Below are 16472 nucleotides of genomic sequence, written 5' to 3'. Positions count from 1 at the left end.
GAGCGGATCGCCCTCGTGGATCGCCCTCGTGGGTCGCCCCGGCGCGGCGACCCGCGGATCGCCCCCGCGCGGCGCGCGCCCATCACACCCACGCGTCGCACACACGAACCGGGTCGGTACAGTTCGTAGCTTCGGGTGACGAAACAGCGACGAGGTTTCCCCGAAACAACGGGCAACGGGTACATGTGTCCTAAATCCTGTTGCTCCAGGGTTGCCGGCCACCGATGCTTGCGGCATGTTCGATCCGGTCATCACCTCGCATGACGCCCTCCTTGGCCTGCTTCGCAGCGGCCACGGTCAGGGCGCCCGGCGGGCCCTCGTCGCCGACCGCGTCGCTGTGCTCGACGCGCTCGACGGCTGTGTGGTCCGCGATCCCCGCACCGTTCCGGCCACCGAGTCGCGGTCGCTGTACTACGCGCGCCTGTACGCGGACCTCGACGCCGGCCTCGACGGCCTCGCCCGACACCTGTTGTGTGACGACGACTGGACCGACGAGGACGCGGACCGTACCGCGCTCCCGCTCGCCGTCCTCGGCACCCTCGCCCGGCTGGGCCGCGCCGACGCGATCACGCTGCTGCGGGACTACGTCAAGGAGGGCCGCGACTGGCCCGAGGCGTTGGACCGGCTCGCCGCGAACGGCCACGACGCGGCCCTGACCGGTCTGCTGGAGGTGGTCCTTGACCGCGGCGAGGACGACGAGCTCTACGACTGCGTCAAGCGCTCCACCGGGATGCGCCCGTGGCGGGTCTGGGCGGCCGAGGACGAGCGCGTGCGCACGGTCGTCGAGCAGGTCGACCTGGACTGGTGGAACTGGGAGTTGACCCGCTCGGTCAAGACCCCCGCCGGTCCGACCGCACCCGCGCAGACCGTCGACCAGGTGCTCTCCGAGGCCGCCGACGGCCCCCGACAATCACTCGCGTGCGGACGACGGCTCGGCGCCGTGGCCGGACCCGAGCACCGGGGCGCGATCCTGGCCGCCGCCTGGGCCGGCCCGGACGGCGCCCGGGCCGCCGCGCTGAGATACCTGGGCGAACAGGGCGACGGCGCGCTCCTGGACCTGGCCGAGGGCGCGCTGGCGCCGGACGCGCCGACCGGCGTGCGGCTCGCCGCCGCACACGCGATCGGCGGGCTGCGCAGCCCGGCCGCGGTCGAGCGGGCCCGCACCTGGGCCGGCCGCGAGGACCTGCTCGGCGAGGTCGCGGTACGGATACTGGCCGGCGCCGGGGAACCCGTCGACGGACCGATTCTGCTGGCCGCGCTGCGCACCCGGGTGGCCGAGCCGATGCGCGTCGGCGCCCCGATCACCGACCAGGCCGACCACTTCCGACTGTGCGACCTGGTCTCCGGGATAGGGCGCCTGGCCCTGGTCGACGCGCTCGACCTGGTCCGCGGCGTCTACCGGGAGGCCGCCTCCGCCGGACTGCGCGCGTGCGCGGTGCGCACCCTGGCCCGGATAGAGCCCTCGTTCGCCGCCGGGACCGCCGTCGAAGCCCTGTGGGACTGCCAGGCCGACACCCGCCTGATCGCCGCGCGCCACGTGGACGCGCGCCGCCCCGAGGCCGTGACGCGCCTGCGTCGACTCGCGGGCGACCCGGCCGAGCACGACGAGGTGCGCACCGCCGCGCTGGCCAGGCTGAGCGAGATGTAGCCGCTCGCCCGCCGACCCGCGCCCCCGTTCGGCCCCCCGGGGCCCCAGGGCGTGTCCGAAGCTGTCGGCCGAACGTCCTAGGCTCTACTCCCATGACCGTTTCCGCCCGAGCCGTCCTGCCCGGGGAGCCGGCGCCGACCCTCGGTACGGCGCTGCCCCCGGGCGCGGCACACCCGCGCTCCGGGGTGACCGAGGAGGGGCTCGCCCGCCGCCTCAAGGCCCTCGCCTGCACCGCGCCCCTGCACGACCTGGAGGCGCGCAAGGCCAACCTGGCGGGCGAGTACACCGTCTACGCGATGGCCGAACTCGGCCTCACCGCGATCGACCTGGTCACGGTCACGATGGACTTCGACACCGGCGCCGACCACGACGAGATCGTCGCCCGGCTGCGCCCCCGGGTGGCCGCGCAGGCGCCCGGGCGCGATCCCGCCGAGTACGAACGTGTCGCCCGCTGGGTGCTGGAGAACCTGATCAACGTCGGCAGCGTCGATCGGGGCTTTCGCGCGGTCTACGGGATGTGGACCCGCGAGGGTGAGTACATCCGGCGCGACTACGACTTCAAACTGCTCGAAGAGGTCCCCGGCCCGGACGGGCACATCTTCCTGCGCGCCACCGACGAGGCGATCAACGTGCTCGTCGGCGCGCTGGACACGGACGTCACCAGCGCGCAGATCGCCGCCGACGTCAAGCTCGAACACCTGATCCGGCGCGGGCGGCTGGCCGAGGCGCGGTTCGCCGCCGAACAGGCCCGCTACCGCACGGTGCAGTACGCCGAATCGCTGCGCCGCGCGCTGGACGCGACCCGGCGCAACGTGCGCGCGGTGGACTGGTTGCGAGCCGTGCCGGACCTCATCGACGAGGCGTTCGAGCACGTCGCCGACCGCTACCGGCACGAGAACGCGATCCTGATCAACATCCGGCGGGCCCGGGACGAGGCCGAGGAGAGCGAGCGCAAGCGCGGCGCGGCCGAACTGGTCGACATCGTGCAGGACTGCATCCGCCGGCACACCCAGTTGCAGACCCGGCTGATGGAGGCCGGGCCGCTGTTCCGCGCCGAGCAGGACCGGCAGGCGTTCGCCGCGCCGAGCACCCGCACCGGGCTCGACCTGTACGGGCAACTGCTGCGCCCGCTCCTGGAGTTGCCGGTCGGCGACGCGCGCCGGGTGACCGACCGGTTCTTCGCGGCGGGCACGGGGCTGCGCACCCCGGTGGCGGTGCGCCTGCACGACCTGACCGCGATGCTGCTCACCCCGCCCGCCCCGCGCGACCACCTGGGCGCCGAACTGCCCGAGCCGGACGTGTCGCTCACCCCCGACGACAGCCGCTACAGCGAGAGCCAGCACGACGCGGCGGCGCTGCTCCTGGACATCCCGCCGGAGACCCCGCGCCGGCTCTCCGGGCTGCTCGCCGAGGCCCGCGAGGCGGATCCCGACCTCGGCTACCTGGTCGCGCTGCTGGCCTTCCACGCGGCCTCGCCGCCGGTGGGCACCGCGCTGCGACAGGGCGACCGGACCCTCCTGGTGGCCGTCGACGACGGCACCGAACTCGACGACCCCGAGGTCGGCGGCGCCGACCTGATCATCGGCACGGCGGTTCTGACCGGCGCGCGACCCGAGCCGGAAGGCCCCACTCCCGCATGAACCACGACACGGCCGGCGAGGCCGCGCCGATCACCTCGGCCGACGTCGGCGACGCCGCGCGGCTGGTCGCCTACGGCCTCCAGCCCAAGCTGCTGCCCGCGCGCGACGCCGAGTACGCCGACCTGATCCGCAGACACCGCGAGGATCCGCGCTTCGCGGCGTTGGCCGCGGCGGTCGCGGCCGGCCTGGGTCTGGTGGTCCTGGAGGTGTCGCCGCGCGCCGGGATGGCGGTGACCGCCGGCGAGGACTCGGTGTTCGCGGTCCGGATGGGTGACTACGCGCGCCGGGCCGGCACCGAGTCGACCGACCGGTTCCTGCACGGCCTCGCCCACCTCGCGGTCGCCGCGATGGCCTTCCCGCGTCCCGAGGACCTCGCCGACGACGCCTACGTGGGCCGGCTCAGCGTGCACGGCGTGGACGCGTTCGTCCGCCAGGCCTGCCTGCGCCTGGAGGAACGCGCCGAGCAGCGCGGCGAGATCAGCGACCCCGAGGTGGACGGCCCCGGCCTGGAGGTCGCCTGGCGGGTCTACGCCCGGCGCAGCGCCACCGGCGCGACCAAGGACGCCCGCCGGCTGGCCGCGTCCACCATCGGCATCGTGGCCAAGGCGGTCGCGTTCCTGGTCGACTCGGGCTTCCTGCACCGGGTCTCCGACGACGCGGGCGGCACCTACCGCACCACCGCGCGCTATCAGCTCCAGGTGCGCGACACGGCCGGTTCGGCGGCGATGTCCGAACTGCTCGAACTGGGCGTGGTGGCGGTGACCGACGGCAGCCCGAGCCTGCTGGCCGCCGCGAGCGACGGCGGTGAGTTGGCGCCCGGCGCCGGGTTGCCCTTTCACGGGGTCTGACGGGTAAAGGGGGCCGCGGGGTGGGGATTCGCCCCGTCACGGGGTCCGAGTCGTCCCGGAGCCGGCTCGTCCCGGATCCGGCCGGCCCGGGGCCGGCCCCGAGTGGGCGGCGGGTGCCGGGTGTTCCCGGGGGCTTCGCCCGCCGAGTGTTCTTGGCTGTGTTGTTCGACCGCTGTGTGATCGTCTTGTCCTGCGCTTCGACCAGAGAGATTTGACCGCCGATGTACGAGCTGTCCCGGGTCCGCCTGTTCTCCATCGGGCCCGCCGGTGCGCGTTACGCCGACACCGTGCTGGACCTGCGCGGAGTCGGCGCGCCCGTGCCCGACCCGGCGCCCAGGCAGGCGCAGTTGTTCGAGGGCGAGCCGGTCGGGCCGCCACGCCGGCCGGCGCCGGCGGGCGTGTTGTTCCTGGAGAACGGCGGCGGCAAGTCGGTCCTGCTCAAGCTGATCTTCTCGGTGATGTTGCCCGGACACCGCAACACGCTGGGCGGCGCCAGTTCGGGTGTGCTGCGCAAGTTCCTGCTCGCCGACGACTGCGGGCACGTCGCGCTGGAGTGGCAGCACGTGCTCACCGGCGAGACGGTCGTGGTCGGCAAGGTCAGCGAATGGCGCGGGCGTCAGGTCTCCTCCGACCCGCGCAAGTTCGCCGAGAGCTGGTACTCCTTCCGGCCCGGTCCCGGGCTCACCCTGGAGGGGCTGCCGGTGCAGGTCGGCGGGCGGCGGCGGACCATGCGCGGCTTCCGGGACGCGATGACCGAACTGCACAAGGTCTACCCGGACGTGGACGTGGTGTGGGAGGAGATCCACGACCGCTGGATCGAGCACCTGAACGCGCTCGGTCTGGACCCCGAACTCTTCCGCTACCAGCGTGAGATGAACGCGGACGAGGGTGAGGCGGCGGGCCTGTTCGCGGTCAAGAACGACGCGGACTTCGTCGACCTGCTGCTGCGCGCGGTGTCCGATCCGGCCGACACCGACGGGCTGGCCGACCTGGTCGACGGGTTCGCGGTCAAGCTCGCCCAGCGGGCCGAGTTGACCGCCGAACGGGACTTCGTCGAGGGCGCGGTGGAACTGCTCGACGCGGTGAGCGAGGCGGCCGGCCGGCGCACCAGGGTGCGGGCGGCGCATCGCGGCGCCGAGGACGCCGCGCGTGGGCTCGGCCGCGAACTGGGCGCCCGGGCCGAGCGCGAGCGCGAGCGGGCCGCCGAACTGGCCCGCCGAGTGGCCGAATCCGCTGCCGCGGTGGACGTCGCCGAGCGGGCTCGGGCACACGCCGCCCTGGTCACCGCCGAGATCACCCACCGGCACGCGGGCATGCGGTTGACCGCCGCGGAGAAGGACGCCGCGCGGCTCAAGCGCGAACTGGCCGACGCGCGCGGGCTGCACTCGGCGTGGCTGGCCACCGAGGCGGTGCTGCGGCACCGGGCGGCGGTGGACCGCTCCGAGCGGGTGGACGTGGCGATCCGGGCGGCCGAGCGGGACGCCGCGCCCGCGCTGGCCGCCCGGCAGGAGGCGGCCGGCGCGCTGGTGCGCGCGCTGCACGTGGCCGCCGCCGGGGCCGAGGGCCGGGCGGACACCGAGGAACGCCGAGCCGCCGAACTCCAGGACCGGGGCGAGCGGGCCCAGCGGGCGGCCACCACCGCGGCGACCGAGGCGCAGCGCACCCGCAGCGAGGCGGCGCACCTGCGCGGTCGACTCGCCGAGGTGGGCGCCGAACTCGATCTGGCGGTGCAGGCGGGCTGGATCGACGACGACGGCGATCCGGCCGAGTCCGCCGCGCGCGCCTCGGACGAGGAGAAGGCCGCGTCGGCCGCGTGGGCGGAGGCCCGGGTCAGTGCCGAACAACTCGCGGCGGGCGTGCGCGAGGCCGAGTCGGCGCGCGGCCGGGCCGAGTTGGCCGCGGCGCGGGCCGCGGACCGCCTCGGCGTGGCCGAGGCCGACCTGACCGCCGTGAACGCGGGCGCGGCGGCGTTGGCGGCCGATCCGCGGGTGGCCGAACTGCTGGGCCCGGACGCCGAGGTCGCGGTCGGCGAGCAGGCCGCGCAGTCCTTCGATCGGGCCGCCGACGTGTTGCGCGAACTGCTCGCGGAGGCGGTGTCCGACGGCGAGCGCACGCTGTTCCAGTTGCGCACCGGCGCCGCCGACGACTCGCGGATCCTGGGCGCGCTCGGCGACGGCGGTCTGCTGCCCGCCGGGCCGGACGTGCTGGCCGCGGTCGAACTCCTGGGCGAGCACGGCATTCCGGCGCTGCCGGGCTGGCGCTACCTGGCCCAGTCGGTACCCGCCGAGCGGCACTCCGCGGTGCTCGCGGCCCGCCCCGAGTTGGTCGACGGCGTGATCGTGACCATGCACAACGCGATGGACCGGGCTCGGGACGTGCTCGCCGAGGCCGCGCTGTTGCCGCGCTCGGCGGTCGCGGTGGGTACCCCCGAGGCGCTGCTGGAGCCCGGCGTGGACCGCCCGGACACCTTCCTGGTGCCGCCGAACCCGGCGATGCACGACGAACGGGCCGCGGACACCGAGCGGGACGCGCTGCGCCGTCGGGCCGGCGAGCGGCAGGAGGCGATCCGGGTCCGGGCCGCGCGGCTGGAGGGGGACCGCGCGTTGGCCGGGCGGCTGGCGACCTGGCGCGCCGCGTGTCCGGCGGGCCGGCCGGCCGCGCTGTCGGAGGCGGTCGGCGAGGCGCGGCACGAACTGGCCGCCGCGCAGGCGGCCGGGGAGGCCGCGGAGATCGCCGCGGTGAGCGCCGAGCAGGCCCGCGTGCAGGCGGTGGACCGGCGGGATCGGCGGATGGACGCCGCGCAGACCGCGCGCCGCCGGGCCGACGCGTTGGCGGGTCTCGCCTTCCGGCTGCGCGAGCGGGCCGGATGGGCGCGCCGGATCCGCGAGTTGGAGCAGGAGACCGCCGAACACGAGGCGGGCGTCGAGGCGGATCGTACGCTGGCCCGGACCGCCGACGAGGACCGCAGGCAGGCGCAGCGCTCGGCCGACGACGCCCGGCGGACCGCTCGCGCGCTGCGCGAGGAACGCGCCGAGATCACCGGCGCGCTGGAGGAGCAGGTCGCCGACGCGCCGGCCGACGAGGCCGCCGCGCGCGCGTCGCTGCCCGCGCTGCGCGAGGCGTACCGCACCGCCCGCGCGCTGTACGAGAAGGTCGGGGTGGGCGCCGATCTGCGCGCCGAGCAGGCCCGGGCGGAGAGCGAGGAGTCCGCCGCGCAGAGCACGCTGGACCGGCTGAGCGCGAAGGTGCGCCGGCAGGCGGCCGAACTGCTCGACGGATTCGACGGCTCCGACGGCCCGTCCCGCTTGGCCGCGGCCGGCCGCGCGGAGGACCATGTACGCACCCTGGAGGGCCGGGCCGACGCGGCCAGCGAACTGCTCGGCCGGTTGCGCGGCGAGGTCGAGCGGCATGCTCCGGCCGAGGGCCGCGAGCATCACCTGGACCTGCCCGAGGAGCAGCGTCCCCGGGACGGCGCGCACGCGCTCGAACTGCTGCGCGCCGCCGGCGCCGAGCACGCCGGGCGTACCGAGGCGCTGACCTCGGCGCGCGAGACGCACGGCCGGTCGGCCCGCGAGCACACCGACGCGGACCACGCGGCGGGTGCCTTCGGCGAGGTGGCGGCCTCGCTCACGGACACGCTGCCGGCGGTGGCGGTGGATCCCGAGCAGCCGCCCGCGACGCCGTTCGCGAGCCCGGTCGCGGACGCCCGGGACGCGGCGACCACGTGCCGGCGGGCGCTGCGCGCGGCCGCTGCCGAGTTGTCCGCCGCCGAGAGCCAGGTCCGCGACCGCATCGAGACGCTGGTGCGGCACGCCGGCGCGACCCGGTTCGAGCAGGTCCGGATGCCCGCCCGGCAGCAGATCCGGGAGCTGCCGCCGGCCGCGCTGGCCGAGCACGCGCCCGCGTGGTCGGCCGCGTTCGCGCCGCGCCTGCGGGTGCTCACCGACGAACTGCGCCAGATCGAGCGCAACCGGGACAGCATCGTGGATCGGATGCGCGGCATGGTCGAGGCCGCGCTGACCACGCTGCGCGCGGCCCAGCGGTTGTCCCGGCTGCCGGAGGAACTCGGCGAGTGGTCCGGCCAGGAGTTCCTGCGGATCAGGTTCGACGAGCCGGACGCGGCGGGCCTGGTGGAGGCGCTGGGCGAGGTGGTCGACGAGGCGACCCGCACGATCAAGCGCGGTCGGGACGGCACGGTCGGCGGCGTGCGGCGGGACGGGATGACGCTGCTGCTGCGCGGGGTGCACGCGGCGCTGCGTCCGCGCGGGGTACAGGTGGAGATCCTCAAGCCGGACTCGGTGCTGCGTGCCGAGCGGGTGCCGGTGGGCCAGATGGGGGACGTGTTCTCCGGCGGGCAGCTGCTCACCGCGGCCATCGCGCTGTACTGCACGATGGCCGCGCTGCGCAGCAACGATCGTGGTCGGGCCCGGCACCGGCACGCGGGTACCTTGTTCCTGGACAACCCGATCGGGCGGGCCAACGCGTCGTATCTGCTCGAACTGCAACGCGCGGTCGCGGACGCGCTGGGTGTGCAACTGGTGTACACGACCGGGCTGTTCGACACCACGGCGCTGGCCGAGTTCCCGCTGGTGGTGCGCTTGCGCAACGACGCGGACCTGCGCGCGGGGCTCAAGTACATCTCGGTCGAGGAGCATCTGCGGCCCGGGTTGCCGGTGCCGCAGGAGCCGGACGCGCCGCAGATCGTCGGCGAGATCCACGCGACGCGGGTGTTCCGCCGGCCGGTCGAGGTCGCGGCGGAGTCGACCGACTAGGACTCGCCCGGATCCGTCTCGCCCGGATCTCCCGGATCCGTCTCGCCCGGGTTCTTTCCACCGCTCTCGGGCGGGGCGGCGGGGAAGGGCGCGTACACCGCGTCCGTGCGGTCGCGTCGGCCCGTCCGGATGCCCTCGGGCACCGGCCACTGTCCCGCCGCGTCGTCGACCCGGACCCACTCGGTGGTGGCCACGCGGCGGGCGATGCGCCACACGCCGTCGCGTCGGGCGAAGTCGTCGATGTAGCGGAATCCGGTGATCAGGTTGCCCCTGGGCGCGGGGTCGGCGCTGCGGTGGAAGGCGGTTCCGTACGTCTCCGAACGGGCGAGATCGGGCGTGTCGTCGCGGAATTCCACCAGGTGGTTGCCGGTGAGATGCATGGTCGAGGTGTATCGGGGGAGCAGCCGACCGATCCACGCGAGGTATTCGTCCACCGTCCCGGCGAAGCTGCCGTGCTCGTCGGTGGCGTCGGGGTGGTAGCACGCGCGGACGGCGTCGAGGTCCATGCGATCGATCCCTCGGCAGTACCGCATGACCACGTCGTGGATGGCCTGACGGTCGATCAGTCTGCGTAGTTCCAGGTCCCCGCCGAAGTCGTTCATGACCCACGACACTACGGTCGGGAGGTGTGGATTTCCTCGACCGGGGGAGACCGAAACAACTCCGGGCAGCGGCGACACGCGACGACAAGGGTGATCAGATGGAACCGGCTCTGCGTGAACACGCGGGCACCGTACGGGAACTGGCCTCGCGCTGGCTCGACTCGATGCTGAGCGATCCCGATGTGCGGTCGGCCGGCGGCGACGTGGTGTGCTCGCCGACCGGTCTGTGGCTCGCGCTCGCGGCGGTGGCCACCGGCGCGGAGGGCGACACCGCCGAGGAACTCGCCGATCTCGTGGGCCTCGCGTGGCGCGAGGCGGCCCCCGTGGTCACCGCCGTCGCGCGCGACCTGGCCGGCACCGAGGCGCTCGCGGTGGCGACCGGGGTGTGGAGCGCGTCGCCGCTGCGCGAGGGGTTCCGCGCCGCGCTGCCGGACATCGGGTTCGGCGCGTTGGCGGCGCAGGCCGACCTGGACGCGTGGGTCGCGCGCGCCACCGACGGGCTGATCGAGCGGATACCGGTCGAACTCGACGCGAGGACCCGGGTGGTGCTGATCAGCGCGCTCGCGCTGCGGGCCCGCTGGCGCGAGGAGTTCGACGCGGCCAGGACCCACGACGGATACTTCCACGCCGCCGATGGGACGCGCACCCAGGTGCCGACGATGCGGCGCGAGGTGCCGGCCGCGGACGTGTGGGCGATTTCCGGCCGGGACGGCGAGGTCACCGTCGTGGAGTTGGCGTGCGCGGGCGAGCAGCCCGCCCTGGTGCGCTTCGCGCTCGGCCCGGAGCACGCGCCGCCGGCGTCGGTGATCACCGCCGCGTGGGCGCCGCGCGACACCGGGAAGGCGTACGAGGGCGAGGACGTGGAGGTGCGGCTGCCGCGCTTCGAACTGCGGACCCGGCTGGACGTGGTGCCGCATCTGATCGACCTGGGCGTGGAGGCCGCGCTGACCGACGTGGCGGACTTCGGCGGGATGACCGACGAGCCGGTGTGTGTCGATCGGGTGGTCCAGGAGTCGTTGTTGCGGATCGCCGAGGAGGGTGTCGAGGCGACATCGGTGACCACGGTCAAGCTGGACTGGATGAGCTACGAGCCGGAGCCGGCCCGGCGGCGGGTGGTCTTCGACCGGCCGTTCGCGTGTGTGGTGATGGACGCCTCCGGCTATGTGCCACTGTTCGCCGCCTTCCAGGCCACCGCGCCGCGAGACGCGCCCGATCAGGGGTTGTGAGGCCCCGGGGCGGTGACTGGGCGGGATCCGCGCGGCGCTGCCGGGTCGCGGGCGGCGCGAGCTTGCTGCGGCGTGCCCGGTGTTGTGGCCGGCCGCGCACGGGTCGGCGACCGTGGCCGCGTCGCGCGCCCCCGACGAACCGAACAGCCGGCCCGAGAGTCGCTCAGGCCCAGGTTCGCTCCACCGCCGCCCGCGCGGCGCGCGCGTACTCCACCGCGCCGAGCGCGACCAGTTCCGGATTGATCACCTCGACACTGACCAACCCGTCGTATCCCTTGGCCGCCAACGCGTCCCGGAAAGCGCCCAGTTCGAACACCCCGTCGCCCGGCAACACCCGTCGCGACATGCACTCCGTATACAGATCCGCGCCCGCCGGCAGCAGTTCCGGGTGGTCGTCGATCTGCACGTAGGCGATCTCGTCGACCGGGAGTTCGGCGAGCGTGGCCCAGGTGTCCGGGCCTTGGAAGAAGTGCCACGCGTCGACCAGGACGCCGGAGTTCGCGGTCCCCGCGTGCGCCACCAGGGTGCGCGCGTCGGCGATCGTGGCGATCGGGGTGAACGGCAGGAACTCGACCGCCGCACGCGCCCCGGCCTGCGCGATGATCTCGGCACAGCGGGCGAACAGGTCCGCGCAGCGCGCGTCGGGCGGCAGCATGACCATCCCGAGCGCGAAGTCGGCGCCGAACGCCGCGCACGCCTCGGCCACCTGCCGAGCCCCCTTCAGCGCGGCGGCCTCGTCCGCGTCCACCACGAAGCCCAGCATCTCCGGACAGCACAGCCCGGCCGCGGCCACCTCGGCGGCGAGCTCGGCGAGCGGCCGGCCGTAGCCGAGGACGGAGAACACGTCGAGCCCGATCGCGGTGAATCCGGCGTCGTGCACCGCGGCCGACAACTCGGGCAGGGGCGGCGCTTCCCGGGCGCCCGCGAACGGGGAGAACGCGAACGTGTTGAGGCACAGGGTCGACATGCTGTCTGACGGTACATCAGGTATCCGGCCGGTTGTGGTAGTCCTGAGGAACCATCAGGACCGCGGAGGAGCACGCATGGGCCAGTCCCGATATGGCATCACCGTTCCGCTGAACGCGCCGCTCGCCGACCACCCGCGCCTGATCCGCGAACTGCGCGCGGCCGGCTACACGGACGTCTGGTCGGCCGAGGTGGATGGTCTGGACGGCTTCACCCCGCTCACCGTGGCCGCCCTGGCCGATCCGGACGTGCGCCTGGGCACCGCGATCGTCTCGCCCTACACGCGTGGCCCGGCGACGCTGGCGATGACCGCGGCGGCGCTGGCCGAGGTGGCCCCGGGGCGCTTTCGGTTGGGCATCGGCGCCGGGTCCGCGCCGATCGTCGAGGCGTGGAACGGCGCGAGCTTCGACCGGCCGTACCAGCGGGTGCGGGACACCGTGCGGTTCCTGCGCGCGGCGTTCGCGGGGGAGAAGGTGAGCGAGGAGTACGAGACCTTCGCGGTGCGCGGCTTCCGGCTGTCCCGAGCGCCGCAGAGCCCGCCGCCGATCCTGGTCGCGGCGCTGCGCCCGGGCATGTTGCGGCTGGCCGGACGGGAGGCGGACGGCGCGATCCTGAACTGGCTCTCCGCCGAGGACGTCGAGCGGGTGGTGCCGTACGTGCACGAGGGCGGGCCGGACAAGGAGATCGTGGCGCGCGTCTTCGTGATCCCGATCGAGGACCGGGACACCGCGCGGGCGATCGGCCGGCGGATGATCACCTCCTACCTCACCGTGCCGGTCTACGCCGAGTTCCATCGTTGGCTGGGCCGCGCCGAGGAACTGGCGCCGATGTGGGCGGCGTGGGCCGAGGGGGACCGCAAGCGGGCCCTGGAGCTGGTCCCGGACGCGGTCCTGGACGAGCTGATCGTGCACGGCGGCCCGGCCGAGTGCCGGGCGAAGATCGCCCGCTACGTCGACGCGGGCGTGACCGTCCCGGTCCTGGCGGTGGTCGATCCGCGCCCGGACGCCGACCCGATCGAGGCCGCGCTCGCGCTGGCCGCCGACTGATCACAGACCCAGGACCCGCAGCGCGTTGGCGCGCAGGAACTTCGGCCACACCTCGTCCTTGAGGCCCACCCCGGGCAGTTCGGCGAAGATCCGGTCCAACGTCAGGCCGTACGGGAAGTAGCCCGCGTACATGATCTTGTCGGACCCGCGCGTGTTCGCGTAGTCGACGATCGCGCGCGGATAGTGCTTGGGCGCGAAGGCCGACGAGGACCAGTGCAGGCCGGGCCACTTGAGCATCAGCTTGACCGCCAGGTCGCACCACGGCTCGCCGCCGTGCCGCATCACCACGGTGAGCTCGGGGAAGTCGTAGCAGACCCGGTCGAAGCGCATCACCTCCTGCGCGGCGGCCGGCACCCGGGGGCCGGGGACGCCCGCGTTGACGAACACCGGCAGACCGAGCTCGACGCAGGTCGCGTAGAGCGGGTAGGCCAGCCGGTCGTCGATCGGCACCGGGGGCGTGCAGCCGCACGGGAAGAAGGTCGCGGCCAGTACACCCACCTCCTCGCGCGCCCGGCGCAGACCGCGCACGCCCGCCATCACGTCGGTGGGGTCCACCTGGAAGCTGCCGAGCAGCCGGTCCGGGTGCCGGCGCACCGCCGCCGACGTGTCCTCGTCCTCGAACGAGACCGGGATCAGCGCCTTCTCCACGCCGAACCGGTCCATCTCGCGCAGCAGGTCCTCGGCCGAGGAGTCGGTGCGCTCCATCTCCGGCAGGTCCTTGAACATGTATCCGGCCGGATGGGTCATCCCGGTCCGGCTGTCCTGATCCCGCAACGTGCCCGCCATCGCGGTTGCCCACCAGCGCCGATCACGGTTCGGCAGGCCCATCAGCAGGTCGACCACGCCGATGCCGTCCGGAAATCCCATACAACCCTCCGCTGAGACGGAAACGATCCCGGAGTCGACGGGTCGGCAGGTGCCGAGGACCGCGCCGACCCCGGGACCGTTTCGGTGAATCCGAGCCGGTGCTACCGGGTGACGATGATCGACGAGCCGTGTCCGAACAGGCCCTGGTTGGCGGTGATGCCCACCGTCGCGCCGGGCACCTGGCGCTCGCCCGCGTCGCCGCGCAGTTGCCAGGTGAGCTCGCAGACCTGGGCGATCGCCTGCGCCGGTACCGCCTCGCCGAACGAGCCCAGGCCGCCGGAGGCGTTCACCGGGATCCGGCCGGTGATCTCGGTCGCGCCGTCGCGCAGCAGCTTCTCCGCCCCGCCGCGCGCGCAGATGCCCAGGTCCTCGATCCAGTCCAGCTCCAGCGCGGTGGACAGGTCGTAGACCTCGGCCAGGCTCAGGTCCTCCGGGCCGATGCCCGCCTCCCGGTAGGCGGCCTGTGCCAGCGACGCGCGGAAGGACAACTCGTTCGGGGTCACCGCCACCGAGGAGTCGGTGGCGATGTCGGGCAGCTCGATCAGCGCACTCGGGAAGGTCGGGGTGACCGTGGAGACCGCCGAGATCCGCACCGGGGAGGTGGTGTGCCGCGCGGCGAACTCCTTGCTGCACAACACGACCGCCGCCGCGCCGTCGGAGGTGGCGCAGATGTCCATCAGGCGCAGCGGGTCGCACACGATCGGCGAGGCCGCGACGTCCTCCATCGTGAACGCCTTGCGGTAGCGCGCGTTCGGGTTGGCCAGACCGTTGCGCGCGTTCTTGACCTTGACCCGGGCGAAGTCCTCGACGGAGGCGCCGTACAGGTCGATCCGGCGCCGCGCGTACATCCCGAAGTAGGCCGGGTTGGTCGCGCCGAGCACGTGGAAGCGCACCCAGTCCGGGTCGTCCGGGCGGTCGCCGCCCACCGGCGCGAAGAAGCCCTTGGGGGCCGCGTCCGCGCCGACCACGAGCGCGACGTCGCACAGACCCGCGAGGATCTGCGCACGGGCGCTCGCGATCGCGTGCGAGCCGGACGCGCAGGCCGCGTACGAGCTGGAGATCCGCGCACCGGTCCAGCCGAGTGCCTGGGCGAAGGTGGCGCCCGCGACGAAGCCCGGGTAGCCGTTGCGGATGGTGTCCGCGCCGGCCACGAACTGGATGTCCTGCCAGGCCAGGCCGGCGTCCCTCAGCGCGTCCTGGGCGGCCTTGACGCCGTACTCGACGAAGTTGCGGCCCCATTTGCCCCACGGGTGCATGCCCGCGCCCAGGACGACGATCTCGCGGTCGGTGCTCATGCCTTGACCTCCACGGGTCGCACGTTCCACGTGGTGTAGACGTGCTCGTCGTTCTCGTACAGCACGCCGGGCACGATCTCGACCTCGACCCCGACCTTCAGGTCGTCCACGCCGACGCCGGGCGCGCCCTGGCCGAGCACGATCAGGCCCTCGGCCTCCAGGCGCACCGCGATGATGGTGAACGGCTGCCACTCGGTGTCCGGGTCGGACACGAACGGGGCCGGCGGGCGGTAGCCGGCGTTCGTGTAGGACCACACCGTGCCGCGCCGGGACAGCGGTACCTCGGCGAACTCGGTGCCGGCGCACGCCGGGTTGCTGCAGAACGTCTCCTGGCGCGGGAAGAACACGGTCCCACAGGCGGTACACCGGGTGCCGAGGAGGGAGAAGTCCTCCCCGGACGTGGTGAACCAACCGGGGACCACAGGCTTGTGGTCCTTCGTCACGGGGCCCTCCAACTCGTCTGACCGTGTCGTGCGATGTGTGTGCGGACCACAGTCTGACGGATCGTCAGTTCCGGGCGCCAACCCGACCGGGGTATTTACGGTCACACCCGCCCACGCGCGCCCACCCGGCCCGACGCTATATCTGACGTCCCATCAGGCCCGAGGCCCGCCACAGCCGTTGCCCCGGTCCGCCGAGCAGGCCGTGCTCGTCGTAGAACGCGATCAGCCGCCGCGACCAGTGGCCCAGGGTGTCCAGGCGATGCGGATTGGCGCGCGCCACCCGGTACGCCTCGGCCGGATCCAGGCCCACCGCCGCGTAGACACCCGGATGGACCAGACGGGTGGCGATGATGTGCGCGGCCCGAGCCAGCGCGAGGCGGGTGATCGCCCGCTCGGCGCGGGACATGTGCGGCGCGCCCCGGGCCACCTCGTCGCGCGCGTAGCGCACGTGCCGCGCCTCCTCGACCACGTGGATGCGCGCGGTCTGCCGGGTGATCGGCTGGAGCGACTCGTCGGCCATCATCTCGCGCTGCATCGTGTCCAGGACCTCCTCGGCGATCAGTGCCATCGCGAAGGCCCGCACGCCCGAGCCGAGCGTCTTCATCGCCCGCGCCGCCATGTGCGCGTACGCGCCGGGTCCGTACTCGGGGCACTCCAGTTTGTCGATCAACCTGCCGAACATGGTCGAGTGCCTGCATTCCTCGGCGATCTCCATGAACGCGTACTGCACGTGCCGCGAGGTCAGCGGGCGATCGTAGACGTGCCGGATGAGCAACTGCATCAGCACGACCTCGAACCAGATGCCGACACTGGCCATCGAGGCGACCTCGTGCCGGGACAGGTCGATCCGCTGCCGTTCGCTCATGCGTTCCCAGATCGGTGTGCCGTACAGGCTGACCCGGTGCGCGGGCAGGAAGTACGCGCCGTCGAGCAGCGGCGCGTCCCAGTCGACGTCGGTGATCGGGTCGAACGCGTGCGAATGCGACGCGGCGAGCAGCCGCTCCGCGACGCGCTCGCGCTCGCGGTCGGTGACGGTGACGGTGCCGTGCGTGGTGGGCATGCGAGGCCTCCTCTGCCGGACTTGTTTCCCGTCGGTAACATCCCGCGTTCGGCGCGGCG

The 16472-nt window shown here is 73.8% G+C and carries 12 protein-coding genes; 6 read left to right on the top strand and 6 right to left on the bottom strand.

Annotated features, from left to right (window positions below):
• Positions 1 to 235 precede the first annotated feature (235 nt).
• From OG948_RS05250 to OG948_RS05235, 4 genes are all read left to right on the top strand, one after another.
• Positions 236 to 1648, top strand: a complete 1413-nt coding sequence (locus OG948_RS05250) for a HEAT repeat domain-containing protein (RefSeq protein WP_406294213.1) — start codon at positions 236 to 238, stop codon at positions 1646 to 1648.
• A gap of 92 nt (positions 1649 to 1740) precedes the next feature.
• A complete protein-coding gene (locus OG948_RS05245) occupies positions 1741 to 3288 on the top strand; it encodes a hypothetical protein (RefSeq protein WP_406294211.1) in 1548 nt (515 codons plus the stop codon).
• Positions 3285 to 4136 carry a hypothetical protein gene (locus OG948_RS05240; RefSeq protein ID WP_406294209.1) on the top strand — a complete coding sequence of 284 codons (852 nt, stop codon included), beginning with the start codon at positions 3285 to 3287 and terminating at the stop codon, positions 4134 to 4136. The genes OG948_RS05245 and OG948_RS05240 overlap by 4 nt, the downstream gene beginning before the upstream one ends.
• Before the next feature lie 221 nt (positions 4137 to 4357).
• Positions 4358 to 8908 (top strand): hypothetical protein, encoded by a 4551-nt coding sequence (locus OG948_RS05235; RefSeq protein WP_406294207.1) that lies wholly within the window; start codon positions 4358 to 4360, stop codon positions 8906 to 8908.
• Here the strand turns inward: OG948_RS05235 and OG948_RS05230 are convergent.
• Positions 8905 to 9510: a nuclear transport factor 2 family protein gene (locus tag OG948_RS05230; protein ID WP_406294206.1), complete on the bottom strand. Its 606-nt coding sequence runs from the start codon at positions 9508 to 9510 to the stop codon at positions 8905 to 8907. The genes OG948_RS05235 and OG948_RS05230 overlap by 4 nt on opposite strands.
• Positions 9511 to 9608: 98 nt before the next feature.
• On the opposite strand from OG948_RS05230, the gene OG948_RS05225 reads away from it, so the two are divergent.
• Entirely contained in the window at positions 9609 to 10736 is a 1128-nt protein-coding gene (locus OG948_RS05225) for a serpin family protein (protein WP_406294204.1), read from the top strand.
• Positions 10737 to 10899: 163 nt separating this feature from the next.
• On the opposite strand, the gene OG948_RS05220 is transcribed toward OG948_RS05225, so the two are convergent.
• Positions 10900 to 11703 carry a sugar phosphate isomerase/epimerase family protein gene (locus OG948_RS05220; RefSeq protein WP_406294203.1) on the bottom strand — a complete coding sequence of 268 codons (804 nt, stop codon included), beginning with the start codon at positions 11701 to 11703 and terminating at the stop codon, positions 10900 to 10902.
• Between the two features lie 76 nt (positions 11704 to 11779).
• Between OG948_RS05220 and OG948_RS05215 the strand changes: the two genes are divergently transcribed.
• Positions 11780 to 12748 carry an LLM class F420-dependent oxidoreductase gene (locus tag OG948_RS05215; RefSeq protein WP_406294202.1) on the top strand — a complete coding sequence of 323 codons (969 nt, stop codon included), beginning with the start codon at positions 11780 to 11782 and terminating at the stop codon, positions 12746 to 12748.
• On the opposite strand, the gene OG948_RS05210 is transcribed toward OG948_RS05215, so the two are convergent.
• The 4 genes from OG948_RS05210 to OG948_RS05195 form a co-directional block, all read right to left on the bottom strand.
• Positions 12749 to 13615, bottom strand: a complete 867-nt coding sequence (locus tag OG948_RS05210) for an amidohydrolase family protein (protein ID WP_406294200.1) — start codon at positions 13613 to 13615, stop codon at positions 12749 to 12751.
• Positions 13616 to 13716: 101 nt separating this feature from the next.
• Positions 13717 to 14910, bottom strand: a complete 1194-nt coding sequence (locus tag OG948_RS05205; protein WP_406294199.1) for a lipid-transfer protein — start codon at positions 14908 to 14910, stop codon at positions 13717 to 13719.
• Positions 14907 to 15353: a Zn-ribbon domain-containing OB-fold protein gene (locus OG948_RS05200; RefSeq protein WP_391582043.1), complete on the bottom strand. Its 447-nt coding sequence runs from the start codon at positions 15351 to 15353 to the stop codon at positions 14907 to 14909. Before OG948_RS05200 ends, OG948_RS05205 begins: the two co-directional genes overlap by 4 nt.
• 136 nt (positions 15354 to 15489) lie before the next feature.
• Positions 15490 to 16413 carry a diiron oxygenase gene (locus tag OG948_RS05195; protein ID WP_406294197.1) on the bottom strand — a complete coding sequence of 308 codons (924 nt, stop codon included), beginning with the start codon at positions 16411 to 16413 and terminating at the stop codon, positions 15490 to 15492.
• Positions 16414 to 16472: the final 59 nt, after the last annotated feature.

The sequence above is a fragment of the Embleya sp. NBC_00888 genome (assembly GCF_045207655.1).
Taxonomy (GTDB): domain Bacteria; phylum Actinomycetota; class Actinomycetes; order Streptomycetales; family Streptomycetaceae; genus Embleya.
Note: the sequence above shows the minus strand (reverse complement) of the source record. Positions and strands in the feature narration are given on the sequence as shown.